This window comes from Streptomyces sp. NPDC050703 (assembly GCF_040654435.1).
In the GTDB taxonomy this organism is placed as follows: domain Bacteria; phylum Actinomycetota; class Actinomycetes; order Streptomycetales; family Streptomycetaceae; genus Streptomyces.
On sequence record NZ_JBFAHX010000020.1, the window covers coordinates 59,878 to 85,915 of the forward strand.

23 protein-coding genes are annotated in these 26,038 nt (G+C 72.3%); 10 read left to right on the plus strand and 13 right to left on the minus strand.

The window, feature by feature from the left end; translation table 11 throughout:
* Positions 1-27 precede the first annotated feature (27 nt).
* From AB0I16_RS19675 to AB0I16_RS19690, 4 genes are all read right to left on the minus strand, one after another.
* On the minus strand, positions 28-1,563 hold the full coding sequence (locus tag AB0I16_RS19675) for an RICIN domain-containing protein (protein WP_363250703.1): 1,536 nt from the start codon (positions 1,561-1,563) through the stop codon (positions 28-30).
* A 106-nt stretch (positions 1,564-1,669) separates the two neighbouring features.
* Positions 1,670-2,407: a PDZ domain-containing protein gene (locus AB0I16_RS19680; RefSeq protein WP_363250704.1), complete on the minus strand. Its 738-nt coding sequence runs from the start codon at positions 2,405-2,407 to the stop codon at positions 1,670-1,672.
* A 75-nt stretch (positions 2,408-2,482) separates the two neighbouring features.
* The gene (locus tag AB0I16_RS19685; protein ID WP_363250705.1) at positions 2,483-4,390 is read right to left on the minus strand and encodes an FG-GAP-like repeat-containing protein; all 1,908 of its coding nucleotides are present in this window, start codon (positions 4,388-4,390) and stop codon (positions 2,483-2,485) included.
* 67 nt (positions 4,391-4,457) lie between these two features.
* On the minus strand, positions 4,458-5,177 hold the full coding sequence (locus AB0I16_RS19690; protein ID WP_363250706.1) for a hypothetical protein: 720 nt from the start codon (positions 5,175-5,177) through the stop codon (positions 4,458-4,460).
* A 397-nt stretch (positions 5,178-5,574) separates the two neighbouring features.
* Here AB0I16_RS19690 and AB0I16_RS19695 point away from each other — a divergent pair, with 397 nt between their 5' ends.
* Together AB0I16_RS19695 and AB0I16_RS19700 are read left to right on the plus strand one after the other, a co-directional pair.
* The gene (locus AB0I16_RS19695; protein ID WP_363250707.1) at positions 5,575-6,669 is read left to right on the plus strand and encodes a hypothetical protein; all 1,095 of its coding nucleotides are present in this window, start codon (positions 5,575-5,577) and stop codon (positions 6,667-6,669) included.
* 43 nt (positions 6,670-6,712) lie between these two features.
* A complete protein-coding gene (locus tag AB0I16_RS19700) occupies positions 6,713-7,219 on the plus strand; it encodes a hypothetical protein (RefSeq protein WP_363250708.1) in 507 nt (168 codons plus the stop codon).
* A gap of 11 nt (positions 7,220-7,230) precedes the next feature.
* Here AB0I16_RS19700 and AB0I16_RS19705 read toward each other — a convergent pair whose 3' ends face one another.
* From AB0I16_RS19705 to AB0I16_RS19720, 4 genes are all read right to left on the minus strand, one after another.
* Entirely contained in the window at positions 7,231-8,400 is a 1,170-nt protein-coding gene (locus AB0I16_RS19705; protein ID WP_363250709.1) for an oxygenase MpaB family protein, read from the minus strand.
* Positions 8,401-8,494: 94 nt separating this feature from the next.
* Entirely contained in the window at positions 8,495-9,550 is a 1,056-nt protein-coding gene (locus AB0I16_RS19710; RefSeq protein WP_363250710.1) for a polyprenyl synthetase family protein, read from the minus strand.
* Positions 9,540-9,818, minus strand: coding sequence for a polyprenyl synthetase (locus AB0I16_RS19715; RefSeq protein WP_363250711.1), 279 nt, complete (start codon positions 9,816-9,818; stop codon positions 9,540-9,542). The genes AB0I16_RS19710 and AB0I16_RS19715 overlap by 11 nt, the downstream gene beginning before the upstream one ends.
* Positions 9,819-10,011: 193 nt before the next feature.
* On the minus strand, positions 10,012-10,893 hold the full coding sequence (locus tag AB0I16_RS19720) for a LysR family transcriptional regulator (RefSeq protein WP_363250712.1): 882 nt from the start codon (positions 10,891-10,893) through the stop codon (positions 10,012-10,014).
* Between the two features lie 61 nt (positions 10,894-10,954).
* Between AB0I16_RS19720 and AB0I16_RS19725 the strand changes: the two genes are divergently transcribed.
* The 3 genes from AB0I16_RS19725 (at position 10,955) to AB0I16_RS19735 (ending at position 12,943) form a co-directional block, all read left to right on the plus strand.
* A complete protein-coding gene (locus tag AB0I16_RS19725; protein ID WP_363250713.1) occupies positions 10,955-11,320 on the plus strand; it encodes a DoxX family protein in 366 nt (121 codons plus the stop codon).
* Between the two features lie 78 nt (positions 11,321-11,398).
* Positions 11,399-12,274: an alpha/beta hydrolase gene (locus AB0I16_RS19730; RefSeq protein ID WP_363250714.1), complete on the plus strand. Its 876-nt coding sequence runs from the start codon at positions 11,399-11,401 to the stop codon at positions 12,272-12,274.
* Between the two features lie 132 nt (positions 12,275-12,406).
* Positions 12,407-12,943, plus strand: coding sequence for a dihydrofolate reductase family protein (locus AB0I16_RS19735; protein ID WP_363250715.1), 537 nt, complete (start codon positions 12,407-12,409; stop codon positions 12,941-12,943).
* A gap of 40 nt (positions 12,944-12,983) precedes the next feature.
* Here the strand turns inward: AB0I16_RS19735 and AB0I16_RS19740 are convergent, their stop codons facing one another.
* Positions 12,984-13,820 carry an SDR family NAD(P)-dependent oxidoreductase gene (locus tag AB0I16_RS19740; RefSeq protein ID WP_363250716.1) on the minus strand — a complete coding sequence of 279 codons (837 nt, stop codon included), beginning with the start codon at positions 13,818-13,820 and terminating at the stop codon, positions 12,984-12,986.
* 501 nt (positions 13,821-14,321) lie between these two features.
* Here AB0I16_RS19740 and AB0I16_RS19745 point away from each other — a divergent pair.
* The 4 genes from AB0I16_RS19745 to AB0I16_RS19760 all read left to right on the plus strand — a co-directional run bounded on the left by AB0I16_RS19745 (position 14,322) and on the right by AB0I16_RS19760 (position 20,953).
* Positions 14,322-15,812, plus strand: a complete 1,491-nt coding sequence (locus AB0I16_RS19745; RefSeq protein WP_363250717.1) for an FAD binding domain-containing protein — start codon at positions 14,322-14,324, stop codon at positions 15,810-15,812.
* Positions 15,809-18,265: a xanthine dehydrogenase molybdopterin binding subunit gene (gene xdhB / locus AB0I16_RS19750; RefSeq protein WP_363250718.1), complete on the plus strand. Its 2,457-nt coding sequence runs from the start codon at positions 15,809-15,811 to the stop codon at positions 18,263-18,265. Before AB0I16_RS19745 ends, xdhB begins: the two co-directional genes overlap by 4 nt.
* Before the next feature lies 1 nt (position 18,266).
* Positions 18,267-19,076, plus strand: a complete 810-nt coding sequence (xdhC, locus tag AB0I16_RS19755) for a xanthine dehydrogenase accessory protein XdhC (RefSeq protein WP_363250719.1) — start codon at positions 18,267-18,269, stop codon at positions 19,074-19,076.
* Positions 19,077-19,633: 557 nt separating this feature from the next.
* Entirely contained in the window at positions 19,634-20,953 is a 1,320-nt protein-coding gene (locus AB0I16_RS19760; protein ID WP_363250779.1) for an amidohydrolase family protein, read from the plus strand.
* 74 nt (positions 20,954-21,027) lie between these two features.
* On the opposite strand, the gene AB0I16_RS19765 is transcribed toward AB0I16_RS19760, so the two are convergent.
* Both AB0I16_RS19765 and AB0I16_RS19770 read right to left on the minus strand, forming a co-directional pair.
* Positions 21,028-22,443 carry an MFS transporter gene (locus AB0I16_RS19765; RefSeq protein ID WP_363250720.1) on the minus strand — a complete coding sequence of 472 codons (1,416 nt, stop codon included), beginning with the start codon at positions 22,441-22,443 and terminating at the stop codon, positions 21,028-21,030.
* Positions 22,444-22,682: 239 nt separating this feature from the next.
* Complete coding sequence (locus AB0I16_RS19770; RefSeq protein WP_363250721.1) at positions 22,683-23,495, minus strand: GntR family transcriptional regulator; 813 nt, start codon at positions 23,493-23,495, stop codon at positions 22,683-22,685.
* Positions 23,496-23,814: 319 nt separating this feature from the next.
* On the opposite strand from AB0I16_RS19770, the gene AB0I16_RS19775 reads away from it, so the two are divergent.
* The gene (locus AB0I16_RS19775; protein WP_363250722.1) at positions 23,815-24,705 is read left to right on the plus strand and encodes an LLM class F420-dependent oxidoreductase; all 891 of its coding nucleotides are present in this window, start codon (positions 23,815-23,817) and stop codon (positions 24,703-24,705) included.
* A gap of 92 nt (positions 24,706-24,797) precedes the next feature.
* On the opposite strand, the gene AB0I16_RS19780 is transcribed toward AB0I16_RS19775, so the two are convergent.
* On the minus strand, positions 24,798-25,391 hold the full coding sequence (locus tag AB0I16_RS19780; RefSeq protein ID WP_363250723.1) for a GPP34 family phosphoprotein: 594 nt from the start codon (positions 25,389-25,391) through the stop codon (positions 24,798-24,800).
* Between the two features lie 83 nt (positions 25,392-25,474).
* Positions 25,475-25,879: a hypothetical protein gene (locus AB0I16_RS19785; protein WP_363250724.1), complete on the minus strand. Its 405-nt coding sequence runs from the start codon at positions 25,877-25,879 to the stop codon at positions 25,475-25,477.
* Positions 25,880-26,038 lie beyond the last annotated feature (159 nt).

Consider the following 26,038-nt stretch of genomic DNA (forward strand, 5'->3'; position numbering starts at 1 on the left):
GGGGCCGCTCCGCCCCCTGCTCGCGCGTCACACCGGCAGCAGCCGCCACTGCCTGCCCCGATGGTCGCCTTCCGCCCAGCGTTGCGTGATCACCGCGGGCGCGTTGGTCTCGACGCCCAGAAGCAGACCGCTGGCGCGGTTCGCGATCTCGTAGACCCGGGAGTCGTCGGCCGCGGTGCCCACCGGGATCAGTCGCCACTGCTGATGGTGTGCCCCGTCGCCTTCGCAGGCACGCTGCGCCACCACAGCCCCGGCCGTCCCCCGGGCTTCGTCGACCTCAAGGACCTTCCCGCTGCGCACGTTCTCCATCGTGTACACCACGTCGCCGCTTTCGCTCTCCCCGGCCACGACCAGCCGCCACCGCTGCGACCGGCGGGGAGCGGCGAGCGACTGCTGAATCCTGGCCCCGTCCTTGAGCGACTCGCGCGTGACCCCGATCCGCAGCCGGCTGCGGACGCTCGCCCAGGAGACCACCGTGCCTGATGCGGGCAGTCCCGCCATGGCGGCCGCCGCGACCTTCCGGACCCGGTCGTTGACGTAGTCGGCGATGTAGAGGGCGCCGACGCAGTCGACCGCGAGCCCGAACGGGTAGTTCAGCCGGGCGGAGGCGGCGGGCCCGCCGTCGCCGCTGAAGCCGTCGGCACCCGTGCCCGCGATCGTGCTGATCGTGCCGTCCTCGGCGACCCTGCGGACCCGGTGGTTGTTGTGGTCGGAGATGTAGAGGATGCCGCTGGTGCCGGCCACGACGCCCAGGGGGAAGTCGAGTCGGGCGGAGGCGGCGGGGCCACCGTCACCGCTGAAGCCGTCGGCACCCGTGCCCGCCACCGTGCTGATCGTGCCGTCCTCGGCGACCCTGCGGACCCGGTGGTTCTCGGCATCGGTGATGTACAGGTCGCCCACGCCGTCCACCGCGACGCCGTACGGGCTGTTCAGCCGAGCCGCGGCGGCGGGCCCGCCGTCGCCGGAGAATCCCGGGGTCCCGGTCCCGGCGAGGGTGACGATCCGCCCGTCCGGTGTGACCTGCCTGACCCGTTGGTTGTCGGTATCGGCGATGAAGAGGTTGCCGGTGCTGTCCACCGCGACCCCGTACGGACAGTTCAACTCGGCGGCGACGGCGGGGCCGTCGTCACCGCTGAACCCGGCGGTGCCCGTGCCCGCGACGGTGTCGATCCGTCCGTCGGCGGTGACCCTGCGGATGCGGTGGTTCTCGGAATCGGCGATGTAGAGGTTGCCCGCACGGTCGACCGCCACCTCACGCGGGCCGTTCAGCCGGGCCGAGAGCGCAGGTCCCCGATCGCCCTCGAACCCGGCGGTGCCGGTCCCCGCCACCCTGTGGATTCTGCCGTCCGTGGTGACCTTCCGCACTTGGTGCTTGTCGTAGTCGGAGATGTAGAGGGTGCCGGTGCCGTCCATCGCGAGGCCGTAGGGGCGGTGGAGCCGGGCCGCGGCAGCGGGCCCGCCGTCTCCCGCGGCCCCGGCGTCTCCGGTACCGGCGACCGTGGTGATCTCGGGGGCGAGGTCCTCACCCTCCGTTGCTGCTGTCCGGGCCTTGCTCATGGTCATCCCCTCATCGTGTGCCGGCCGGCCGGGGCGGAGGCCTTGCCGGTCGGGTCCGAAGACCGCAGGAGCGGCAGGCGGCGAGCGCGCCCGCGCGTGGACGTCGTGGCGCTCACTCGTCGACCGTGTACTGCAGGGTAATCTGGTTGCCGTTGCGCGTGATGGCGACGGGCACCACTGTTCCGGCCCGCTTGCTTGCGAGGGCGGCGCCGAGCGACGCAGCCGACGTGACCGGCTGACCGTCGACGGACGTGATGATGTCCTTGTCCCTGAACCCCGCGGCGGCGGCGTGCAGATCGGGGTCGACGAAGCGAACCCGGGCGCCTCCTCCCCCGGGGACGCTGCTGACGTACCCGCCGAAGGCGCCAGGAGTGCCCTGGGTGATGTTGACGGTCCAGTCCACCGCCACACCTTCGAAGGTGAGGCTGCCGGTGTACCGGCCGCCTGCCATGGGTGCGTCGTCCGCGGCGACGACGTCGACCTTCCAGGCCCGGCTCCACACCCACCTGCTGCCCTGCAACGAGAAGCTGGCGGACGAGCCGTCGGGGGCGATGGACACGGGGCAGCTCATGCCGCTGCACCAGGGGTCCACCCGGACGATGCGCGTGTACTGCGGAGCCTGGATCGTCACATGCCCCGGGCTTGAACGGACCCGGCCGTCCGGCGGGAACTCGACCGTCCTGGCCGGTCCCGGCGCGGCGAGATCAGGGACGGACGACGGAGGCGTCGGCGCACGGAGCGCCGTGACCGTGCCAGGGACGGCCGCGGCGGTGGCTCCGGGCACCGCCCCTCCGAGCAGCAGGCTCGCTCCCAGCGCGAGCACCGTGCATGCCGTCGTGGACCTACGCATGAACCCTCCTCAAGGTGAACTGTGACGGGTGGTCGATCGAGTGCGGATGCCGCTGCCGCTGTTTCACCCCGGGGCCTACCGGGTCCGGAAGCGGCGGTAGAGGTTGCGGGCCACGTACACGCCCGGTCCTCCGAAGCCGACGATGTCGACGCGTCCGTCGCCCGTGACGTCCGCGAGGAAGCGCGGGTGGTGGCCGACCCGCCAGGCGCCGGCGGCGTCGTCGTACCCGAAGCCGCGGCAGACCAGTTGGGCCCGCTCGAACGTGCCGTCGCCGCGGTTGTGGGAGACCCACACCCCTTTGTCGCCGAAGCCGACGATGTCGGGGGTGCCGTCACCGGTGACGTCGGCGAGGAGGCGCGGGTGCTTCCGGGCCGTCCATCCCTGGGCGGTCCCGAAGTCGTTCAGGACGAGTTTCGAGGGCCCGAAGGTGCCGTCGCCGAGGCCGCGTGCGACGACGACGCCGTGGGGGCCGAGGCCGACGAGGTCCGTCGCCCCGTCGCCGGTGGTCCTCAGCAGGAACCGGGGGTGCTCCTCCGTCGAGGTCCATCCCTGGCCGGTCCCGAAGTCGTCGAGGACGTACAGGGGTTCGGCGAACTCTCCGTCCTCGTCCTGGAGGGAGATCCAGACGCCGTCGTCATGGCAGCCGACGAGGTCGAGCCGGCCGTCACCGGTGGTGTCGGCGAGGAAGCGGGGATGCTTGTCCGCCAGCCACCCACCGGCCTGATCGCCACCGCCGAACGCCCGGAGAGCGGGCTCGTCGGGCAGCGGCGCGAACGTCCCCTCCTCGTCCTGGAGGGAGATCCACACGCCGTCGTCATGGCAGCCGACGAGGTCGAGCCGGCCGTCACCGGTGGTGTCGGCGAGGAAGCGAGGGTGCTTGTCCGCCAGCCACCCGCCGGCCTGATCACCGTGGCCGAACGCCTTGAGGGCCGGTTCGCCGCCCGCGGACGCGAAGGTCCCGTCCTCGCCCTGGAGGGACAGCCGGACACCATCGGCGGCCAGCACCACGAGGCCGGGCCTGCCTCCGCCCGTGACGTCGGCCACGGCGTACAGGTCCGCGGGGCTCGCGGAGGGGCCGGGCGGGTGCAGGACGCGCTCCTCGTCCGCGAACGTGCCGTCACCTCGTGCGGCCGCCGTCACGGCGCCCTTGCCCGGCTTGAGCGCGACGATGTCCGCCGGCGCCTCTCCGGCGGTTCCGGCGAGGAACCGCGCGCCGAGTCCGGCCCACCGGCCCGGCTGCGCGCCGGGGCGGGGCGCGGCCCCTTCGCTCTTCCACCCGCCGGCGTCCTGGTCGGTGCCGAACCGGTCGAGGACCAGCAGCAGGTCGCTGAACGCGGGGGTCGCGCCGGGTGCGGGCCGCAGCGCCGGAGAGGGAGCCAGCCGCCAGGACTGCCGGCCGTTCCAGTGGCCGAGCCGTGCCCAGCGCAGTACGGGGTCGCTGACGCGCTCGGGCCCGGCGGGGACGAGACGCCATCGCTGGCTCTCCGCGTCCTCGTCGTACGCGCGCACGACGACCGGGATGCCGCGCTCGGCGGACTCGTCGAGCGCGGCATCGAGGTCGCCTCCGAGGTCGCTTTCCAGGTCGCTTTCCAGGTCGAGGACGGTGTCGTCGGCCGCGCTCTCGATGAAGTAGAGGCCGGCTTCACCCTCGACGGGGACGAAACGCCACTGCTGGGTCTTCTTGCCGTCGGCCACGTCCCCCTGGCGGACGCCGCCGTCCGCGGCGGCGGGCTGCTCAAGGGCCTTCCCGCCGGTCACGTTCCGGATCACGTAGACCTGCTCGTCCCGCCCGGACTGCGCGGACTGCGCGGACTGCGCGGACTGCGCGGGGACGATCTGCCACTGCTCCGGGGCCGGACCGTCCTCGCGGAGTTCACGGACGACGAGCGCTCCGCCCTGCCCCGGCGCGGCCCTGCCGTCGAGTGCCTTCCCGGTGGCGGCGTTGACGATCTCCAGTTTCAGTTCTTCGGTGGGCACGGGCATCGTGGTGCCTCTTCCAAACGGTGCGGGCGGTGGCTCGGGACGGGTGGCGTGCGGCGGTGGCCGCGGATCACGTGAAGACGTGGTGGTACGGGACGTTCCACTCGCTGGGCAGGCGCGGGTAGAAGGTGTTGATGACCGTCCCGGTGAAGTCCCCGCCCCAGTTGTGGGTGAGCCGGACCTCGCTGTCGGCGGTCACCGCGTGGTCCTTGAAGCCGAGGATGGTGTCGGGGTGGGTGATCGGCACGAAGGTGATGCCGCCCCATGGAGTGACCGTGACGACCCAGAGCTGGGTGTCCTCCGGTGCGCCGTTCTTCCCCCGCCATTTGTCGCCCACCTTGCCGGGCAGGCCGACCTGGACGGTGTCGGCCGTGCTCTGGGGCGCGTCCTGATGGACGGTCATGCGCCTGCGCCGCGGCGCGGGTGTGCCGTCGTCGCCGCGTCCGGTGTCGGTTCCGCCCCCGCCCGCGGGCTGGTCCGGTGCCTGGCCGGCGGCGCTCTCGACGAAGTACAGCGGCCGCTGCCCGAAGAAACCGGCGGGGGTGATGTGCCAGAGGTGGCCCTTGGCCTCCTTGACGGTCTCGTCGAGGGCGGTGGCCAGTCGGACGCCCTTCTCGTGGCTCTCCTCACCCAGCTCCGCGGGGCGCAGATACCCGCCGTTGAAGGCGTGGACGAGCATCACCGGCCGGTTCTCGACCAGCGCCGCGACGATCGCGTTGTCGTAGCTGTTCACGGCCACCGGGCCGCCGACCACCAAATTGGACATCGCCGTGCGCTCTTGGGTGTACATCGCGGAATCCTCACCTGTCGTGAATGCGGAACACGAGAACTTCGGACGCTTGAGGCGGCAGAGGGGAGCCGCATCGCTGTGGGTTCCGGCTTCGAGAGGAAGCGGACGGGAACTGGCCGAACGGCCGAACAGCGCCTGGGGCCACGGTACCCACGAGCGAGGCGCGCAGATAGTTATCGATCGAGTGAATGCCGGTGCAGAATGGTCACTGCATCGGCGTTTCGGAAGTGGTTTCCGGAAATCGATCACTCGATTGAGTGTGGCCTGTGAATACCCCTTTCAGGGTGCAATCAGACGCGGTAATTTCGTCCGGCGGAACGTGCGCAGTTCGCTCCTTGAATATTGCCGAGCGGATATTTCCGAGCACAGTCCGGCCGAATCAGTCGAGGACGGGTGAATGCCTTCCACCGCATACAGCCTGGTAGAGGCCAGGCGTCAGCCACTGACGAAGAAGAACCTGCGGGAACTCAACATCGAGCAGATCTGGCAGGCCATTCTGAACCACCCCAACCTGGTGTATGTCGACCCCTCGGGTGTGAAGCACAGGCCCGTCGGCTTCTCCGTGAACAAGTCGAGCTTCGGCACCTTCTCGGGGTCCGCGTTCGAGCGGGGCTGGCTCTCCTACATGACTCTCGGGGAGCCGCTGATCGAGGTGCGGGGCGACATCGCGCAGCCCCCGCCCGACACGTTCTCCTCCCGCACCTACGTCAACCGCAGCGGTGCCGAGATGACCTTCACCGACTCGGTCGACTTCACCGTCTCCAACGGGATCACCTGGTCGCTGCACGGGGACGCCAAACTCACCTTCGGCGGCAGCGTCGGCGCCTCGCTCCAACTGCAGCTGCAGAACCAGCTCCGCCTGGACCTGCAGTCACAGCTCGCGGCGTCCTGCCAGAACGGGACGGCGAACAAGAACGCGAACACGGTGACCAACAAGAACAGCAAGGACAGCATCGGCGTCGACAACGCCAACACCACCGAGACGTCCGGGAGCAGCTCCGCGACGAACTCCTCGTCGAACACGATGACCAACTCGGTGGGGTTCACGACCTCGGGCAGCGCCACCGGCAACGCGTCGCTCAACGCCCAGCTGGCCCTGGGCATCGCCGCCACCGTCGGCGGCTCCCTGAACACCAGCTGGGCCTCCAAGTCGCAGATCAGCGGCAAGGTTCCGGCGAACTCCCGCGTGCGGACCCTCGTCACCCAGCGGCGCACCCGCAAGCAGTACACCTACGAGATCCCGGTGACCTTCTCCGGGCTGATCGCGGTGCAGTACGCCGTGCCGGTGAGGACCCTGTCTCCCCCGCAGCCCGGCACCTACCCCGGCCTCAGCCACATGGTCGCCCGCGACATCAACGACATCGACCTCACGCCCGGCGGCTTCCGCATGAAGGGTCTGGCCGAGGTGGTCTCCGCCCTGGACGTCCACCACACCCTGCTCGACGTCGAGAGCCTGGTCATCAACCAGCAGACGCTCCACAAGCAGCCCTGACCGCGCGGCACCGCCGCCACGACGACGACCAGAGGTGACGACCATGGTGTTCGACAACATCTTCAACGCCGCCGGCAAGGGCGCGGGGATCTTCTCCGTGACCACCGACGGCACGAAGCCCCGGCCGGGTGAGGACGTCGACTTCGAGGACTCCGACGACGGCACGTACGACGACACGAGCACCAGCCTGTTCAACGACGCGATCCACGGCGCCTCCTCCCGCGCGAAGACCGTGCGGGAGACCTCGCCCGAGGCGCGGGCCGTCCTGGGCTTCCTCGGCTCCTTCATCCGGACCACCCAGGCGTCCGCCGGCTCGCAGGCCCAGTACGCCCAGGACCCCGGCTCGGTCACCCGGGCGGCCTCCGACGGCATGCGGGACGCGAGCGCGACGGTGAAGGACCACGGCGACCTCCAGAAGGACGCGGATCTGGCGAACAGGCCGAACAAGGACGACTTCAGCGGTCCCCCCAGGACCCCGGACGCCCCGAAGGCTCCGGAGGCACCCAAGGCGCCCAAGGCGACCGCGGAGAAGCCGTCCCGCGCCGAGTAGGCCGGTCGGCCTCAGCACGGTCGTACCGACCCGCCGGCGGGCGGGGTCCACCGGCGGTTGGGGGGCACCGAGTGGGTGACGCCGTAGTCCTTCTTGAGGTGTTCGGGGATGGCGTAGTGCATGACGCGTCCGCGTGTGAGGGAGGAGAGTTCGAGGATGGTGGTGAGCCGGCCCAGGTGGTCCAGGGCCCAGGCGCCGAGGGGTGAGCGGTCCTCGATGGTCTCCAGGACGCCGAGGAGGTGCGGGACGGCCTTGACGACGGTGTCCCACGGGGTGCCGGGCACCTGGAGCCAGTCGGCGCAGGTGTCGCCGATCAGGTGGCGGATGAGGGCGGAGACGATCGGGTCGAAGAAGGTGCCGGGTACGACTTCCTCGTAGAGGTCGATGAGCTGCCGGGTCAGGTGCTTCCCCTCCTCGGAGGGCCCCATGTGCCGGAGCATGTACAGGTCGAGGAAGGCGCGTGCCTCGTCGAGCGTCTTGGGAACGGCGTCCTGGTCGACGCCGAGCATGGCACCGACCACGCGCCAGGCGTAGTAGTAGGCTTCCGCGCCTTCCGCCGTCATGTGGACGCCGAGGCGGTGCAGGCTGTCCAGGACGAGCAGGGAGAAGAACATCTGCCCGCCGATCATGTCCTCCTGGCAGATCGGCGTGCCGAGCTCGCCGGTGTCCCACCGGTTCTCGCGTTCGAGGTGGTGGCGGATGGAGGCGTGCAGGAGGCGGACCTTCTGCGCGGCGGGGACGAAGCGGCCGCCGGCCTCGAAGGCGTCGGGCCGCATGAGGTAGACGGTGAACTGGCCGGTCTCGGCCATCCGTTTCGAGGGGTACTTCAGCCCATGCGTGGCCGACAGGAGTGCGGCCACGTGCGGGACGACGTAGCAGGCGGGCATGGCGGCGAAGGAGAGGGCGGTGGAGATGTGCACGTTGTTGTCGATGAAGAAGAGGCGGGCCTTCTCCATCTCGCCCCAGTCGACCCAGGCCGGCGGGACGCTCGTGGCCCGGAGGTACTCCCTCGCGACGTCGGGCAGCCCGTCGGGCAGCGGAGCGCCGGCGGTGGAGACGTAGCGCATCAGGGTGTTGAACTTGCCGACCTCTCCGCGTTCGAAGAGTGTGGCGACGGTGGCGTCGGCGAGTTCGTCGCCGGTCTGCCGGAGGGCGTCCATCGACGCCTCGGTGTAGGTCATGGCGAAGCTCCTTGTCATCCACGCGAGGTGGCGTGAGAACGGCGGGAGGGACTGGCCGGTGGCGGCGCGAGTGTGCGTCGTCCGTGCGCGGGGCTCAGGACAGGCGGACCGCCGCCGAGTGCGCCAGAGCGGCCAGGGCAGCGGCGGCATGGGCGGGCACGTCCAGCCCGTGCAGGGTGTCGAGGGCTTCCTCGACCCGCGCGGTGATCATGTTCTCGACGCGGTGGGGTGTCTCCAGCCGGCGCATCACCTCGCGCACCGCGCGCAGACCGTTGTCGTCCAGGTCGCCTCGGCCCAGCAGGGCGCGCAGCCGCTCCCGGTCGTCGTCACCGGCCAGGCGCCATGTCTCCGCCAAGAGGGCCGTGGGCCGGTGGCCGCGTACGTCATCGGCGTTGTCCTTCCCGGTGAGTGCCGTATCGCCGAACAGGCCGAGCAGGTCGTCCCGGAGCTGGAACGCCTCACCGAGCGGCAGCCCGTAGGCGGAGTACCCCTCGCGCAACCGCCGGCCGGCCCCGGCCAGGGCGCCGCCGATCAGCAGGGGCTGCTCGACGGTGTACTTGGCGGTCTTGTACCGGATCACTTTGAGTGACGCGGTGGTGTCCGGCTCGGCCCCGGTGCGCAGGATCTCCAGGCATTCGCCGGCGATCAGCTCCCGGGCGAGCACCGCCCACAGCGGGCGGGCCCTGGCCAGATACGCGGCGGGGAGACCGCTGGTGGTGAACAGCTGCGCGGCCAGCCCCATCAGCAGATCCCCCACCAGTATCGCCAGGGACCTGGCGGCCGTGGCGGCGCGCGGTCGGTGGCGTACGGCGTCGCGCAGCGCGATGTGCGTGGTGGGCCGGCCGTGCCGCAACGCGCTGTCGTCGATGAGGTCGTCGTGCACGACCGCCGCGGCATGCACCAGCTCCATGGAGGCCGCCGCCCGCACCAGCGCGTCGCTGTCCGGCTGCCCCACCGCGCGCCAGCCCCAGTAGCAGAACGCCGCCCGCAGCCGTTTGCCGTCCGCGACCGCGGCCTCCAGTTGCCCGGCCACCGGTGCCAGGTCCGGGTCGATGTCCGCGAACCGCTCGGCCTCCTGGGCGATGAAGAGACGCAACACCTCGTCGACGCGGTTCTTGAACGCGTCCTGTTCCCACCGGTCAGACATCATCGGCGGCCCGCCGGGTCAGGACCTGCCGGGCGAGGAGCTCCAGATGGGCGGGCGGCGCAGCCGCGTACCTGTCAAGCACCAGACGCCCGCGCGACATCAGGTCGTCCTGGGCCTCCGCCGCCAGGTCCGCGGCGTCCGCGCGGCGCAGCAAGCCGCGCATCGTCCCCACGGCCGACCCCACCAGGCCGACCGCCAGATCGGCCAGCCCTGCCACCACCAGGACCGCCTGTTCGTCCAGGCCCCCGCGTTCTCCTGCCGTCCCTCGCATCACGCCACCCCCACGCCAGACATCCCGTACGGCGCCGGTCGCGCGCCGCTCTTCCCAGCATCACGACATCCGGGCATAGAAGCGGAGGAAATCACCATCGAGTGATCACATCGCTCGCACGTACGAGTCGTCTCCGTCGATGACGGTCCGCACGGGGCGCGTCCGTGCCGTTCGAGCGGTGGCGGCCCCGTCGTCAGCCGCGGCTCAAGCGGCGCGCGATGGCCTCCAGCAGCTCATCCGGCGCCGCCTGGCGTGTCCGGCCCTTCGGCCGGGCCAGCCCTACCCGGCTGGGCGAGACGCCGCGGACCGGGCGGTACGTCACGTCCGGGTGGGAGGAGAAGCGGGCCGCCGACGCCGGGGCCAGCGCCACGCAGCCGGCAGCCACCGCTCCGAGCCATTCGTCGGGCCGGCCGGCGACGGCGCCGACCCGGACCGGGTGGCCCTCCCGCTCCTTCACCGCCAGCCAGTACTCCCTCCAGGCCCCGGTCTCGGCCCCGGCCGCGACGAACGGCTCGTCCCACAGCTGCCGGAACTCCACCGTCCCGTTGTCCGCCAGCGGATGCCGGGACGGCAGCAGCACCCCGCGCTCCTCGACGAACAACTCCCGTACGTCCCACTCCTCCTCCCCGGGAAACGGCAGACGCACCACTGCCGCGTCCACCTCGCCCCGGGCCAGGCCGGCACTCGGGTCCGACCAGTCGGCCTGACGCAGCTCCACCCGCCATCCCGGCCGCGCTCGGCGGAACTCCGCGACGACCTCGTGGACGGCGCCCACCGCGCCCGCGTCCAGGAAGCCCAGGCGCAGCACCCGCGCCGCGCGGGCGGTCGCCCGGACCGCCTCGTCCCAGCCGTCCAGCAGCGCGGGCACCCGTGCGGCGAGTTCCTGACCGGCCTCGGTCAGCGCCATTCCGTACCGCGAACGCGCGAAGAGCGGCACCCCGAGATCGTCCTCCAGGCGCCTGATCCGCTTGGTCAGCGCGGGCTGCGAGACGAACAGCCGTCGTGCCGCCCCGGTCAGGCTGCCCTCCTCCGCCACCGCGGCGAAGTACCGGAGCAGGCGCGTGTCCACATCCATGCCATCAGGTTATAGAAGGAGGTATTGGACGGCGTCGGCGTGCCCAACGGACCCTGGGGGCATGACCGGTACCCACCTCGCGTTCGTCGTCGTCAGCTCGTTCACCGCCGTCGTCAACGTCGCGATCGCCGCAGCGGACCTGGCAGGGGCCCGCTTCGTGCTGGCCAACTCGGCGCAGGTGGGTGTGGGCCGGTCCTGGCTGCCGCGGCTGGCCGCGCTCAAGCTGGCCGGTGCGGCAGGACTCCTCCTCGGCCTCTCCGACGCGGCGTTGCGCCCCCTCGGTGCCGCCGCGGCCTGCGGTCTCGTCCTGTTCTACCTGGGCGCGATCGCCTTCCATCTGCGCGCCCGCGTGCTCCACAACCTCGCGTTCCCCGGCTTCTTCTGTGCCCTCGCCGTCGCCTCGTCGGCCTTGGCCCTGTCCTCCTGACGGCGGCGCCGCTCGACTGCCGACAGCACCGCTCGACGCGACCGGCTTCCGCGATGTCGACGGGGGACAATACGGATCATGGACTACGGCGTGCGGGAACCAGGACGGCTCGGACAGATACGGCTGCCGGACGGCCGGCGCCTGGGCTGGGCGGAATGGGGGCCGGTCGACGGCACCCCGGTGCTGCTGTGCCCGGGGGCGGCCACCAGCAGGCGGCTCGCGTTCGGCGGTGATGTCGTCGATGAGGCAGGTGTCCGGCTCGTGAGCGTGGACCGGCCCGGCCTCGGTGCCTCCGATGCCTCCCCCGGCCGCACCCTGGCCAGTTGGGCCGCGGACATCCGGCATCTCGTCCGAGAGCGGTCCCTGCGGGAGCCGTTGGCGGTGGGGTTCTCCCAAGGGGCACCGTTCGCCCTCGCTCTGGCGGCGCACCGCTCGGTGAGCGCGGTGGCCGTGGTGTCCGGCAGTGACGAACTCGCCCATCCCCGTTTCGCTCACGCGCTGGACCCGCAGGTGCGGGACATGGTGGACGCGGTCGCGGCCGACCCCGACGCCTCCGAGGCCGACTTCGCCGGCTTCGGCAGCACCGAGGCGCTGTGGAATCTGATCATCACGACGAGCCCGGAGCCGGACCGGGCGGTCTACACCGACCCGGTCTTCCGGCACGCCTTCCTGCGCGCGATGGACGAGGCGTTCAGCCGGGGCTCGGCAGGCTATGCCCGCGACACCGTCCTGGCGATGGGCCGCTGGCCGTTCGACCCCGCGGGCATCACCGTCCCGGTCGACCTCTGGTACGGGCAGCGGGACACCAGCCCGGTCCACTCCCCGGACCTCGGTGAGTCGCTTGCCCGGATCATCCCGACGGCGACCCGGCACCTGCTTCCCGCCGCCGGGGGAGCCCTGCTCTGGACACACGCCGAGACCGTCCTGCGCACCGTGCTGGCCCATGTCCGCTGACGGCCCCATGGCATCGTCGTGACGGCGTCGGCGTAGAGCGGGGCGCGGTCGGTACAGGCCGGAAGGGCGGATGAGGCGCTGCTCACCGGCCTATGATGCGACCCCGGCCCTCCCCCCGCCTGGAGAAGACGCATGACCGATGCGAGCACCGGCAAAGTGGTCGTCAACAGGGCGATGTCCCTCGACGGGTTCATCGCCGGCCCCGGCCACACGATGGACTGGATCTTCGAGCACCTCACGTCCGCGACGTTTCCGGAGGTCATGGCGGCCACGGGCGCCATGCTCGTCGGCCGGGGCACCTACGAGGTCGGTAAGCGCATGTCCGAGGAGAGGACCGACTACGACGGCGGGGCGCAGTTCGTCCTCACCCACCGCCCGCCCGCCGAACCGGACCCCGGCGTCACCTTCCTCACCTGCGACGTCGAGGAAGCGGTGGCCACGGCACGCCACGCCGCCGGCGGCAGGAACCTGGAGATCCTCGGCGCCGACGTGGCCGCGCAGTGCCTGCGGCGCGGCCTCGTCGACGAGATCCTGGTGTACGTGCTGCCGGTCCTGCTCGGCGACGGCGTCCGCTTCACGCCTTCGGGCCTCGGCCGGATCGACCTGGAACCGTTCAGCAGCATCCGGTCGGGCGGGGTCACCATGCTGCGCTTCCGCGTGCGCAAGTAGGCATGGCCGCCGGCCTGCTGGGGCGGGCCCGGCCGCACGCTCAGTTCCGCGGGGCCGGAAAGGTGACACCGGTCAGCCGTTCGCTCTCGCGCCACAGCCGGGCTCCCAGTTCGGGATCGTCAGCCCCGGCGGGCAGCCGGGCCGGCTTGGGCGTGCCGGCGGTCTGGTCGCGTCCGGCCGGGCCGAGGTAGGACCCGTTGACGACGTCGGGGTGGGTCGCGGCATACAGGGACGGCCAGGCCGCGCCGCCGGGAGAGCCCATCAGCGTGCGTGAGGCGAGGGCCACCAACAGGCGCCCTGTTCGGCGGGCGGAGGTGTGGCGCTGCAGGTTGGTGACGGCCGAGCCCGGGTGGACGACCACGGCGCGCATCGCACCAGGGGCGAGCCGGCGGGCGAGTTCCCGGGTGAAGACGACGTTGGCGCGCTTGGACTTGGCGTACGCGCTCATCGGGCGGTAGCCGTGCTCGCTCATCAGGTCCGCGAGGTCACCGGAGCGCCAGACGGCGGCGACGGCGCCGACCGTGACGACACGGGCAGCCGCGGAGCGCTCAAGGGCCGGCATGAGGTGCGCTGTCAGCGCGAAGTGGCCGAGGTGGTTGGTGCCGACCGTGAGTTCCAGTCCGTCGCGGGTGAGCCGGCGTTCCGGGACGCTCATCACGCCGGCGTTGTTGACGAGGAGGTCGAGGGTCTCTTCCGCGGCGAGGGGTGCGGCGGCCGCACGGATCGCGGCCAGGTCGCCGAGGTCGACCTCCACCGTCTCCGGACGGGCGCCGGGCACGTCCGCGCGCAGGCGCCGGGCGGCGTCCGCCAGGGCGTCACTGACGCCGTACGCCGCCTCGTCACCCCGGACCGGCCCGCCGGTCGCTGAGAGCGCCACCGCGGGCCCGCCGCGTCCGGCGGCAGCCCGGTGGGGCCGGGCGGCAGGTCGGCCTCTTGACCGCGGTGGCCGCAGCCATTAGTTTGCGGTGGCCGTCGACCTGTCACCGGAGAGTCGACCTGCCATCGGGGAAAGGGGCGATCAGCGGATGAACACCCACTCTGATCTCGGTCGCCTCGCCCAGCGCACGGCCTGGGTTCCGGGCCGGATCGCGCACGGCGCCTGAGCACGCCGCTCTGATGTGCCCGTTCGCGGCACGTACGCGCCCGCCGTTCGCGGCAGCTTCACGCCCCGTCGGCCGTGGCGCGTTCCGGGCCCCGCGTCATCCCCTGCGCGGTGCCCCCGTCGCGTCACTCCCTTCACTTCACCCTCTTCCGGCACGCCACTGCCGCGTGCCGTCTCGCGCCGCCTGCTCCACGTGGCGCGCCCGAGCACAGAAAGCTGTCCGACATTGGCGAACATCACGACGCGACCGGCCGTGCACCGAAACGAGGGCCTGTCATGACAGAGGCACGGATCACGGTCAACGGAGAAGACACACCGATCTCACCGGCCGCGCCCCACACCACCGCGCTGGATTTCCTGCGCGAGCGCGGCTTCACCGGCACCAAGGAGGGTTGCGCCGAGGGTGAATGCGGCGCCTGTTCCGTCCTGGTGGCCCGCCCCGGCGTGGACAAGCCCACCGACTGGGTGGCCGTCAACGCCTGCCTGCTCCCCGCCGCGGCGCTCGACGGCCAGGAGGTCATCACCTCCGAGGGCCTCGCCACCGTCGGCGAACCCGGCACACCGGCCACCCTGCACCCGGTGCAGGAGGAGATGGCGGCGCGCGGCGGTTCCCAATGCGGGTACTGCACACCGGGGTTCATCTGCAGCATGGCCTCCGAGTACTACCGGCCCGACCGCCGCGCGCACGCGGCCCCGCCCGGCAGTACGGAGCCGGCCGGCAGCGCGGAGCCGGCCGACGCCGAGCACGGCCCGAACGGCTTCGACCTGCACGCGCTGAGCGGGAACCTGTGCCGCTGCACCGGCTACCGCCCGATCCGCGATGCCGCGTTCGCCGTCGGTACGCCCACCGAGGAGGACCCCCTGGCCCGGCGCCGCGAGCAGTCACCGCCCGCGCCGGTCGCCACCGAGTACGCCCAGGGCGGCGCGGTGTTCCTGCGTCCGCCCGCCCTGGCGGAAGCGTTGCGGCTGCTGCGGGAGCGGCCCGACGCGGTGGTGGTCGCCGGCTCCACCGACTGGGGCGTCGAGGTGAACATCCGCTCCCGCCGGGCGGATTGCGTGGTGGCCGTCGACCGGCTGCCCGAACTGCGGGAACTGCGCGTCGCATCCGGCCACGTCGAGATCGGCGCCGCGCTGACGCTCACCGAGATCGAACGCGGCCTCGGCGGTCGCGTCCCGCTGCTGACGGAGCTGTTCCCGCAGTTCGCGTCCCGGCTCATCCGCAACAGCGCGACCCTCGGCGGGAATCTGGGCACCGGCTCGCCCATCGGTGACAGCCCGCCCGCGCTGCTCGCCCTCGACGCGTCGGTGGTGCTCGCCGACGCCGACGGCGAGCGCGAGGTTCCGCTCGCGGACTACTTCACCGGATACCGGCGGAGCGTGCGCCGTCCCGGCGAGTTGATCCGCGCGGTGCGCGTGCCACTGCCGCTGTCGCCGGTCGTGGCCTTCCACAAGATCGCCAAGCGTCGCTTCGACGACATCTCCAGCGTCGCGGTCGCCTTCGCGCTCGACATCGAGGACGGCACCGTACGCAAGGCGCGCATCGGTCTCGGCGGAGTGGCCGCCACCCCCGTCCGCGCCCTCGCCGTCGAGGCGGCCCTTGAGGGCGGGCCCTGGGAGGCGGCGGCCGTCGAGGCCGCGGCCCGGGTGCTCGAAACGCAGGGCACGCCGATGGACGACCACCGCGCCAGCGCCGGCTACCGCTCCGCGATGCTCGGCCAGAGCCTGCTGAAGCTGTACGCACGAACCACTGAGGGTGTGTCGTCATGAGCCAACTGTCCGAGCGCCCCGAGAAGCCCGTCGTCGGCGTCTCCATGCCGCACGAGAGCGCGACCCAGCACGTCACCGGCGCCGCGCTCTACACCGATGACCTGGTCCGGCGCACCAAGGACGTCCTGCACGCCCACCCCGTCCAGGTCATGAAGGCGCACGGCAGGATCACCGCGCTGCGCACCGGGCCCGCGCTCGCCGTGCCGGGTGTGGTCCGCGTGCTGACCGGCGCCGATGTGCCGGGCGTCAACGACGCCGGCATGAAGCACGACGAGCCGCTCTTCCCCGACGAGGTCATGTACTACGGCCACGCGGTCGCCTGGGTGCTCGGCGAGACCCTGGAGGCGGCCAGGCTCGGTGCGGCGGCCGTCGAGGTGGACCTCGACGAACTGCCCTCCGTGATCACGCTGGGGGACGCGATCGCGGCCGAGAGTTTCCACGGGGCCCGGCCCGTGATGCTGACCGGCGACGTCGACGCGGGCTTCGCCGACTCCGCGCACGTGTTCACCGGTGAGTTCCAGTTCTCCGACCAGGAACACTTCTATCTGGAGACACACGCGGCGCTCGCCCTGGTCGACGAGAACGAGCAGGTGTTCGTCCAGAGCAGCACCCAGCACCCCTCGGAGACCCAGGAGATCGTCGCGCACGTACTCGGCCTGCACAGCCACGAGGTGACCGTGCAGTGCCTGCGGATGGGCGGCGGCTTCGGCGGCAAGGAGATGCAGCCGCACGGCTTCGCGGCCATCGCCGCGCTCGGCGCCAGGCTGACCGGCAGGCCGGTCAGGCTGCGGCTCAACCGGACGCAGGACCTGACCATGTCCGGAAAGCGGCACGGGTTCCACGCCACCTGGCGGATCGGCTTCGACGCCGACGGCCGCGTCCGGGCCCTGGACGCCACCCTGACCGCGGACGGCGGCTGGAGCCTGGACCTCTCCGAGCCCGTCCTCGCCCGTGCGCTGTGCCACATCGACAACACGTACTGGATTCCCAACGCGCGCGTCGCCGGCCGCATCGCCAGGACCAACAAGGTCTCCAACACCGCGTTCCGCGGCTTCGGCGGACCGCAGGGCATGCTGGTGATCGAGGACATCATGGGCCGGTGCGCGCCGCTGCTCGGCCTGGACCCGATGGAGCTGCGCGAGCGCAACTTCTACCGGCACGGCCAGACCACGCCGTACGGCCAGCCGGTCACCCAGCACGAGCGGATCTCCGCCGTCTGGCACGAGGTCCGGGAGAACGGCGGCATCGCCGACCGCACGCGCGAGATCGCCGCCTTCAACGCCGCGCACCCGCACACGAAGCGGGCGCTCGCGGTGACCGGCGTCAAGTTCGGGATCTCGTTCAACCTCACCGCCTTCAACCAGGGCGGCGCGCTGGTGCTGATCTACAAGGACGGCTCGGTCCTGATCAACCACGGCGGCACCGAGATGGGCCAGGGGCTGCACACCAAGATGATCCAGGTGGCCGCGACCACGCTGGGCATCCCTCCGCACAAGGTGCGCCTCGCCCCCACGCGTACCGACAAGGTGCCCAACACCTCGGCCACGGCCGCGAGTTCGGGTGCGGACCTCAACGGCGGCGCGGTGAAGAACGCCTGCGAGCAGCTGCGGGAACGGCTGCTCCAGGTGGCCGCGACGCAGCTCGGCGCGAACGCCTCGGACGTACGCATCGTCGAGGGCGTCGCGCGCTCGCTGGGCAGCGAGAAGGAGGTGGCCTGGGACGACCTGGTGCGCACCGCGTACTTCCAGCGGGTCCAGTTGTCGGCGGCCGGCTACTACCGGACCGAGGGCCTGCACTGGGACGCGAAGGCGTTCAGGGGCTCGCCGTTCAAGTACTTCTCGCACGGCGCCGCCGCGGCCGAGGTGGAGGTCGACGGGTTCACCGGCGCCTACCGCGTCCGGCGGGTGGACATCGTGCACGACGTCGGCGACAGCCTCTCCCCGATGATCGACATCGGGCAGGTCGAGGGCGGCTTCGTGCAGGGCGCGGGCTGGCTGACACTGGAGGATCTGCGCTGGGACACCAGTGACGGACCGCACCGCGGCCGCCTCCTCACCCAGGCGGCAAGCACCTACAAGCTGCCGAGCTTCTCGGAGATGCCCGAGGAGTTCAACGTCACGCTGCTGGAGAACGCCACCGAGGAGGGCGCGGTGTACGGCTCCAAGGCGGTGGGTGAGCCCCCGCTGATGCTGGCGTTCTCGGTCCGCGAGGCCCTGCGGCAGGCCGCCGCGGCGTTCGGGCCGGGCGGGGTGAGCGTCGAGCTGGCCTCGCCCGCGACGCCGGAGGCGGTGTACTGGGCGATCCAGGCGGCTCGCCGGGGTGAGGGCTCAGGCAGCGGGCCGGCGCGCGACGGTTCCGCCGTCGGCGGCTCCGCCGGCAACGGCTCCGCCGCCCTGGGCCGCGCCACCGACGGCCGGGTCCGAGGCGACGCCAAGACGCTGAGCGGTGCCTGACATGACGTGGGTCGCCGCGGTCGCGCGGTTGCGGGCGCGCCGGGAGCCCGGCGTCCTGGTGACCGTCGCGGCCGTGCGCGGCCACGCCCCGCGCGACGCCGGCGCGAAGCTCGTCGTGGGAGGGACCGGGACGTGGGGCTCGATCGGCGGCGGCAACGTCGAGGCCGTCGCGATCGACCGGGCCCGGGAGATGATCGCCGCGTCCGGCGCCGCGCCGGAGCTGATGGAGTTCGCCCTGAACGACAAGGTGGCCAACCGGCACGGCGTGCAGTGCTGCGGCGGCACGGTCACGGTGCTGCTCGAACCACTGGCGGTGGTACGGGCGGTGGCCGTCTTCGGCGTCGGCCACGTGGGACTGGAGCTGGCGCGCGTCCTGGCGCGTCAGGACCTCGACCTCCATCTGGTCGACACCCGTTCCGACCTCCTCGCCGAGGAGCGGCTCGGTGTGCTGGCGGACGCGGTGGGGCAGGTGCACGTGCATCACACGCCGCTGCTGCCGGAGGAGGTGCTCGCGGAGCTGCCGCGCGGCACCCACGTCCTGATCATGACCCATGACCACGCCGAGGACGCAGCGCTGTGCGACGCCGCCCTGCGCACTCCCCACCTCGGCTCCATCGGTCTCATCGGGTCGGCGGCCAAGTGGACGCGGTTCCGCAAGCGCCTCGCCACCGAGGGGGGTCACGACGAGGCCGCCATCGACCGGATCAAGACCCCGATCGGGTTGTCCGACATCACCGGGAAGGAGCCCGCGACGATCGCGGTGAGCGTGGCCGCCGATCTGCTGCGGACCTTCGAGACCGAGGGGGACTGACCCCCCTCCCGAGAACGGATCGGCGGGGTGCCTCCGGCCCCCGCCGATGCCCCGGCATGCCCTCACGCATGCCATATTTCGCTGCGGTTACGCCACTTCGGCTGGGCCTGATATGCGGTCTGACCAGGGCTTCGACGGCGGTGGGCGCCAGTTGCGCCACCCGCCCTCCCACCTTGCGGATGCCGCATGCCGGAAGTCTTGTTCCACGCCTGGTGGGGTCCTAGGGTCGGGCCACCCCGCACGACCGACCCGGCGTGCGCGGCATGGCAACTGCGCAGGTACGCGAAGCACGAAAGCGAGCGAGTGAGTTGGCGAACGAGCAGCGGAACGAGCGGTCGGCGGAGCAGGGGCGTGGCGAAGGGCGAGGCCCGGCGGCGGGTCAGCGGGAGCAGCCCGGCAGAAGGAGGTTCCTGGTCGGCACGGGCCTGGCGGGTGCCGCGGGGCTCATCGGGGCTCCGGCCGCCGGAAGCGCCGCCGCGGCCACGGATAGGGAGGGCGCCGGGCGGGCTGGGGCCGAGAGGCCGGACGGGCACGGCGGGGCCGACGCACCCGGCGCGGTGCGGGCCGAGCAGTTCAAGGGGGCCAGGAAGCTGCTCGTACCGGAGCTGTTGATGCTGCCGGAGGGCCCGAAGCGCGGGCAGGCGGTGCTCGTCGACGGCAGGAAGTTCCGGGCGGTCGGCCCGGCGGAACAGCTCATGGCCGCGCACCCCGGGCTGCGGCCGGTGCGGCTCGACGGGCACTTGATCATGCCGGGCTTCGTCGACGCGCACCATCACCTGACGCAGAGCTTCGGCAAGGCGCAGTCGTTCGGACAGCCCTCGGAGATCTTCAAGACGATATGGGAGCCGCTGGAACACGCTCTCGACCGGGACAGCGCCTACGTGTCGGCGAAGCTGGCCGCCCTTGAGGCCCTGCGCGGCGGCTTCACGACGGTCGCCGACGCCGGGACGCGGGCGCCGGTCGACGTGGCCGCGATCGCGAGGGCGACAGAGGAAGCGGGCATCCGGTGCGTCCTCTCCAAGGTCGTCTCCGACGGGAGGGGCGGGCCGGAACACCTGGGCCGGTGGGACGCGCATCCGCTGGTCCATCCCTCGCTGGCCATCCCGGTGCCCGAGGACGCGTCGGCGAAGGTCATCAAGCGGACGGCGGACCTGTGCCGCGAGGCCGGCGCGGTCCTCCAGATCCATGTCAACGAGCATCTGGCCTCCGTGGAGCGGTCGTTGAAGAGCGTGGGCCGGCGCCCGGTCGAGTATCTGCGGCATCTCGGGGCGCTGGGTCCCCAGACGCTGGGGTCGCACGCCACCCTGCTCACACCGGGCGAGATGCGGATGCTCGCCGACTCCGGCGCGGCCATCAGCTACAACCCCGTGGCCAGCGCCTGGAAGGGCAACGCCGTCGCACACGCCACGATGCTGGCCGCGATGGGAGTGCGCTTCGGCACGGGTACGGACGGAACGCGCGGCGACGGGTTCCGCCTCGTCGACGCCGCGGAGACGGCCCAGCGGCTGGCGTACGGCATCGCGTCGGGGGACTCCTCGTGCGGCGCGGGACGGATGTGGCTGGAGCACGCGACGTCGCTCAGCGCCGACGCGCTCGGCCTCTCCGAGGTGACCGGGGAGATCTCGGTGGGCAAGGCGGCCGACTTCCTCGTCGTGGACATCGACGTCCCCGAACTCACCCCCTCGTCCGCCCTGGAGTGGGAACTGGTCCGCCTGGCCGGTCGTGACCAGATCACCGCCGTCGTGGTCGACGGCAGGCTGCGGCTGTGGGAGGGCTGGCCGCCGGACTGGGACGGCCGCGCGCTGGTGGCACGGGCGGCGAGGATGGGCCCGGAGGTGGTCCGCCGGGCGAAGTTGCAGCGCGTGGAGCCGCATTAGCCACGCCTCCTGACTCACCGCTCCTCCTGACATACCGCTCCCCCTGGCTGACGCTCCCCCCCTGGCTCACCGCTTCACCGCTCGGCCGGAAGCCACCTGGTGACGGCGAACGCGACCAGGGTGATCGCGGCGGCGAGGGCCAGTGTGGCGGTGTGCAGGCCGGCGGTGAACCCGTCGACGGCCGCCCTGTGCAGGTGGGGGTCGGATGTGCGGGACACGGCCTCCGCCACCGTCGTCGGCCGGTCGGGCCCGGACAGCCGTGCGGGGAGTCGGGCCGTGAAGACGGCGGTGGTGACGGTGCCGGTGACGGCGATGCCGACGGCACTGCCCAGCTCCCTGGCGAGGCTCTGCAACGCGGAGCCCGTGGTGGCCCTCTCCACGGGCAGCGCGCTCATCATGGCGTGCGAGAGCAGCGGACTGGCGGTGCCGCAGCCGAGGGCGGTGAGTCCGGCGCCCACGGCGTAGAGCACGTACGGGGTGCGGGCATCGGCGGCCGACACCACGCACAGCCCGGCGGCGAGCACCAGCATTCCGGTGAGGACGGTGCCGCGTCGGCCGCACACCCGCTCCCACCACAGGCCGAGGCGCGGCCCCGCGAGGAGCGCGGCGGCCATCGGCAGCAGCCGCAGCCCGGCTTCGAGCGGCCCGTACCCCTTGGCGTACTGGAGGTACTGGCCGTTGAGGTAGAAGAGGCCGAACATGCCGGCGAAGAGCGCGGCCATCCCCGCCGCGCCCGCCCGAACGGCGGGCAGGGTGAAGAGCCGAGGGTCCAGGAGCGGGTCGCGGGCACGCAGCTCACGCCGGACCCACGCGGCCAGCAGCGCCACCGCGGCCACGCAGGCGGCCAGGACGGGCGGGGCGCTCCAGCCGGACTGCGGGCCGGAGACGATCCCGTAGAGCAGCGCCAGGGAACCGGCCGTGAGGAGGGTGGCCGCGAGCGGCGCGGCGGGGCTCGGTCGGCGGGCGGTGACGGGGGCCACCGCGGCCACCAGGAGCAGGGCGCACAGCGCAAGCGGGATGAGGCAGAGGAAGAGTGTGCGCCAGGTGCCGTACTCGATGGCGGCGCCGCCGCCCACGTTGCCCAGCACGGCCGCGACCCCCGTCATGGACGCCCACACGGCGACGGCCTTGCGCCGGGCCCGGTCGGGCAGGCCGTCGACGAGCAGGGCGAGCGTGGTGGGCAGCACGGCCGCCGCGCCGGCTCCGCTGATCATGCGCCCGGCGATCAGTACGGCGATGTGCGGGGCCGCGGCGCAGATCACCGCGCCGAGGGTGAAGCCCCCCAGGCCGCACATGAGCGTCCCCTTGCGGCCCCGGCGGTCGGCGAGCGCCCCGGCGGGCACCAACAGGCAGGCGAAGACGACGACATAGCCGTCCACGACCCACACCACGCCCTGGGCGGACGGCCGCAGGGCGTCGGCCGACAGATCGGGGATGGCCAGGTTGACGGCGGAGACCATGCCGATCACCAAGGTGACACACAGGCACATGGCCGTCGTGGTCAGCGCGGGCGGACGGCGGCGGGGATGTGGGGACGAGGGCGGGTGGGCCGGGTGAGGGGTGCGGGCGGCGGGCATGGCACGGGACTCGGTGGGATCCAACGGGACCTCCGTGGAACAGGGAAGAGGAGTCGGGCACGCGCGGCGCGTCGCGTCACCGGGCATGCCGAGTACGGGGTTGTCGCGGCGTCAGGTGCGGTCGTACGCGGGCAGGTCGGCGCGTGGAGCCGTTACGGGGAAGTGCTGCCGGTACTGCCGGAGGGTTCGGTGTACCCGGTCGCCCGGTCGAGCGTGGCGTGCAGGGTCAGCCGGTCCCCGCGCAGGTGGAGGAATTCCAGGTCGGCCGGGCGGCCGTCGGCGAGGTGGGTGAGGCGTTCGACGGCGAGGATCGCGCCGCCCGCGGGCATCCCGAGGACCGCGCAGGTCGCCGGATCGGTGACCGTGGCCTGGACGGACACCTCGGCCGAGCCGAGCGGCATGCCCGTCGCGGTCTCGATCAGGTCGAAGACGTCGTGGTTCTCCAGTGTGCGCGGTGTCTTCCCGGCGTGAGCCAGCAGGGGCTTTCCCACCTCGGGGATGAGGTAGGTGCAGTCCAGGGACAGGGGGATGCCGTCCACCCGGCGCAGCCGCTCCAGGTAGACGGCCGTGCCCCCTTCGGGCAGGCCGAGCCGGCGCGCGACCGTGCGCGGTGGCCGCAGGACGCAGGCCTCGCGTACCTCGTTGACGACGGTGCCGTGCCGCTGGAGGACCTCGGCGAGTCCCGACAGTCCACCCAGCGGATGCTCGTAGGCGCGGCCGGTCACGACCGTGCCCACGCCCCGGCGGCGTTCGACGAGCCCCTCGTCGCGCAGGAGCCCCAGGGCCTCCCGGACGGTGTTCCGCGAGACGTCGAACTCGGCGATCAGGGCCCGCTCGTCGGGCAGTGCTCCACCGGGGAAGGCGCCGCGCATGACCTGCCTGCGCAGCACGCCGGCCACGGTCCTCGCCCGGTCGGCCCGCGTCAGCGGCACGCCGGACCCGCCCCTCGGCTTCGGATCGCGCATAACTCCCTCACGGTGGACGCGTGGATGTCCGGCGCGGGCGGCACCCCGCGCCGGACACCGACGCTAGGCGAGCGATGTTGCCGCGACGTTACGCCACCCCATGTGACCTGCGATGACGGCATGACCTGGGGTTTCGTGCGGCAGCCCGCCGGGTGCGCCACCCGTGCCGGAGGAGGCGGGGCTCGGTGCCTCCCGCGCGGTGGCCGGAACGCCCTGACCGTACGCCGCGCGACTGCGGACCGGCAGGCCCGCGCGCGGCGAACGGGTGAAGGTTCGTCCGAACCGGGAATAGGCGGTTCGGGTCGTGGTTGACCCCGTCATGACCTCTGAAACACACAGCGCGTTCGGCCGCATCGGCATCTGGAGCAGCGCCCTGCACGGCTCCCGGGTGGACGAGGCGGGCAGGAAAGAGATCGCGGAAGCCGTCGCCGAACTCGACGAACTCGGTTACGGCACTCTCTGGATCGGCGGCAGCCCCTCCCCCGACGACGCCGCGGCCGTCGTCTCCGCCACTCGTACGGTCACCGTGGCCACCGGCATCCTCAGCATCTGGGACCACCCCGCGGAGGCCGTGGCCGCGCGCGTCGCGGCCGTCGAGGCGGACGCACGCGGGCGCTTCGTCCTCGGCCTGGGCGTCAGCCACGGGCCGATGGTGCCGCAGTACACGAAGCCGTACAGCGCGATGGTGGCCTACCTCGACGCGCTCGACGCGGCCGAACCGCCCGTGGGCTCAGGACGCCGCGTCCTCGCGGCGCTCGGGCCGAAGATGCTGAGGCTCTCGGCCGACCGCGCGCTGGGCGCGCACCCCTATCTCGTCACCGCCGAGCACACCGCCGAGGCGCGCGAGGCGCTCGGCCCCGACGCCCTGCTCGCACCGGAACTGACCGTAGCGCTCGACACCGACCTCGAACGGGCCCGCAGCACCGCGCGGCAGATGCTGGCGATGTACCTCCAGCTGCCCAACTACACGGACAACCTGCTGCGTCTGGGGTTCGGGGAGAACGACTTCGACGGCGGCGGCAGCGACCGTCTCCTCGACGCCCTCTTCGCCCTCGGCGACATCGAGCGCGTCAAGGCGCGGACCCAGGAGTATCTCGACGCGGGAGCCGACCACGTCGCGCTCCAGGTGCTCACCGCCGAGGAGGGCGGTGCGGCGTTGCCGCGAACCGAATGGCGCCGGCTCGCCGAGGCGTTCGGCGGCGCGCTGTAGGGACCTTCCTCCCGGAGCCCGGTACGGCACCCTCGCGCCGTACCGGGCCCGGTCGCCGCGGGCGACGTCTCGCTGTCCGGCGCCGCCGGTGCTCAGTAGCCGCGCCAGATGTTGTCGAACGCGGCGTCCTCGATCACCTTCCGCTGCCGTACGGCCTCCAGTTCCTGTACGGCGTCGCCGACGGTGGCGAGCACGGTGACCGCGTCGTCGGTGAGGTCGCCGGCCGGTTCCTCGCGGATTCCGGCGGCGGCGGCCAGCGCGGCGAGGGTGGGTTCGCCCGCCGCCCAGCGCTCTCCCGCCTCGCGCCGGGCGGCCGAGTCCACCAGTTCCGCCTGCCCGGTGCGCAGGGGAATCCGGCGGCCCCGCGGCCGGACCGTGAGGCCGGTCCTTTCCAGTTCCTCGGCGTAGGCGGAGGACAGCCCGCGGCCACGGCGCCACAGCCAGTCCTCGACCGTCTCGTACGGCTCCCGCGCCACGAGCGCCGAGGCCGCCTCGTCCAGCAGGCGGTCCCCCGTGGGTGACTGGTCGCGCGGCACGATGCGGTCGCCGTCCAGGACGAGGCACCGGGCCTCGATGAGGTCGAGGACCTCGGCGCCCGCGAGCAGGAGCGACAGGGTGCCCGGCTGCACCGGTCCGTCGGTGCTCGGCTCCCGGGCGACGATGGCGAGGTCTCGTGCGGTGGTCATCAGCAGCTCCACGTCGGGTGGCTCTCTTGCACGACCGTGCCACCGCCGGAGCCGGGGGCTCCGATGACCTCAGCCGGACGCGGTCAGGGGACCAGCTTGATCGAGTTGTACGGCGTCAGCGATCCGTGGAACGCCTGTCCAGCGGGGATCGTGACGGTGCAGTTCGTGCCGTTGTAGCCGAGGCAGAGCAGTGCGCGTGCCCCGCCGGTCTGGTTGTTCCACACGGTGTGGTCGTTGGTCTCGTTCACGAAGTTGTACGAGCCATAGTAGTAGTACCGGTGTTCGGGCGTCATGCCGACAGGAATCAGGGCGTCGTAGACGCAGACGTTGCCGGGCGGGCAACTGTCCACCTTGGGGCCCGGGTTGTCGTCGATCCACATGGCCGCGGCGGGCGACGCGGTCAGCAGCGACGCGGCCAGGGCGGCTCCGACGGCCATCGAGGCGGTGGAAGCACGCAGCTTCGGACTGAACCGGTTCGTCGACTTCATTCTCTACCCCCGTGTCACGCGATGCGCGTTCTGTCGAACCCCACTGGATTCGCCGGGCATATTAACGCACGCTCGGCCGGTCGGACAGCGGTTCCCGGACGGGCGGAGGCGGTGGCCGCCGCTGAGGCCGCGGCCACCGCCTCTTCCCTCTTCCCCCGT

What these genes read in the sequence shown, in the direction of transcription:
- AB0I16_RS19765 (WP_363250720.1), bottom strand. Translation starts at nt 22,443, where the DNA reads ATGTGCCTGTGTGTCACCTTGGTGATCGGCATGGTCTCCGCCGTCAAC.
- xdhB (WP_363250718.1), top strand. Translation starts at nt 15,809, where the DNA reads ATGAGCCAACTGTCCGAGCGCCCCGAGAAGCCCGTCGTCGGCGTCTCC.
- AB0I16_RS19710 (WP_363250710.1), bottom strand. Translation starts at nt 9,550, where the DNA reads ATGATGTCTGACCGGTGGGAACAGGACGCGTTCAAGAACCGCGTCGAC.
- AB0I16_RS19775 (WP_363250722.1), top strand. Translation starts at nt 23,815, where the DNA reads ATGACCTCTGAAACACACAGCGCGTTCGGCCGCATCGGCATCTGGAGC.
- AB0I16_RS19735 (WP_363250715.1), top strand. Translation starts at nt 12,407, where the DNA reads ATGACCGATGCGAGCACCGGCAAAGTGGTCGTCAACAGGGCGATGTCC.
- AB0I16_RS19725 (WP_363250713.1), top strand. Translation starts at nt 10,955, where the DNA reads ATGACCGGTACCCACCTCGCGTTCGTCGTCGTCAGCTCGTTCACCGCC.
- AB0I16_RS19770 (WP_363250721.1), bottom strand. Translation starts at nt 23,495, where the DNA reads ATGCGCGATCCGAAGCCGAGGGGCGGGTCCGGCGTGCCGCTGACGCGG.
- AB0I16_RS19780 (WP_363250723.1), bottom strand. Translation starts at nt 25,391, where the DNA reads ATGACCACCGCACGAGACCTCGCCATCGTCGCCCGGGAGCCGAGCACC.
- AB0I16_RS19730 (WP_363250714.1), top strand. Translation starts at nt 11,399, where the DNA reads ATGGACTACGGCGTGCGGGAACCAGGACGGCTCGGACAGATACGGCTG.
- xdhC (WP_363250719.1), top strand. Translation starts at nt 18,267, where the DNA reads ATGACGTGGGTCGCCGCGGTCGCGCGGTTGCGGGCGCGCCGGGAGCCC.
- AB0I16_RS19700 (WP_363250708.1), top strand. Translation starts at nt 6,713, where the DNA reads ATGGTGTTCGACAACATCTTCAACGCCGCCGGCAAGGGCGCGGGGATC.
- AB0I16_RS19685 (WP_363250705.1), bottom strand. Translation starts at nt 4,390, where the DNA reads ATGCCCGTGCCCACCGAAGAACTGAAACTGGAGATCGTCAACGCCGCC.
- AB0I16_RS19675 (WP_363250703.1), bottom strand. Translation starts at nt 1,563, where the DNA reads ATGACCATGAGCAAGGCCCGGACAGCAGCAACGGAGGGTGAGGACCTC.
- AB0I16_RS19720 (WP_363250712.1), bottom strand. Translation starts at nt 10,893, where the DNA reads ATGGATGTGGACACGCGCCTGCTCCGGTACTTCGCCGCGGTGGCGGAG.
- AB0I16_RS19745 (WP_363250717.1), top strand. Translation starts at nt 14,322, where the DNA reads ATGACAGAGGCACGGATCACGGTCAACGGAGAAGACACACCGATCTCA.
- AB0I16_RS19695 (WP_363250707.1), top strand. Translation starts at nt 5,575, where the DNA reads ATGCCTTCCACCGCATACAGCCTGGTAGAGGCCAGGCGTCAGCCACTG.
- AB0I16_RS19690 (WP_363250706.1), bottom strand. Translation starts at nt 5,177, where the DNA reads ATGTACACCCAAGAGCGCACGGCGATGTCCAATTTGGTGGTCGGCGGC.
- AB0I16_RS19785 (WP_363250724.1), bottom strand. Translation starts at nt 25,879, where the DNA reads ATGAAGTCGACGAACCGGTTCAGTCCGAAGCTGCGTGCTTCCACCGCC.
- AB0I16_RS19680 (WP_363250704.1), bottom strand. Translation starts at nt 2,407, where the DNA reads ATGCGTAGGTCCACGACGGCATGCACGGTGCTCGCGCTGGGAGCGAGC.
- AB0I16_RS19705 (WP_363250709.1), bottom strand. Translation starts at nt 8,400, where the DNA reads ATGACCTACACCGAGGCGTCGATGGACGCCCTCCGGCAGACCGGCGAC.
- AB0I16_RS19715 (WP_363250711.1), bottom strand. Translation starts at nt 9,818, where the DNA reads ATGCGAGGGACGGCAGGAGAACGCGGGGGCCTGGACGAACAGGCGGTC.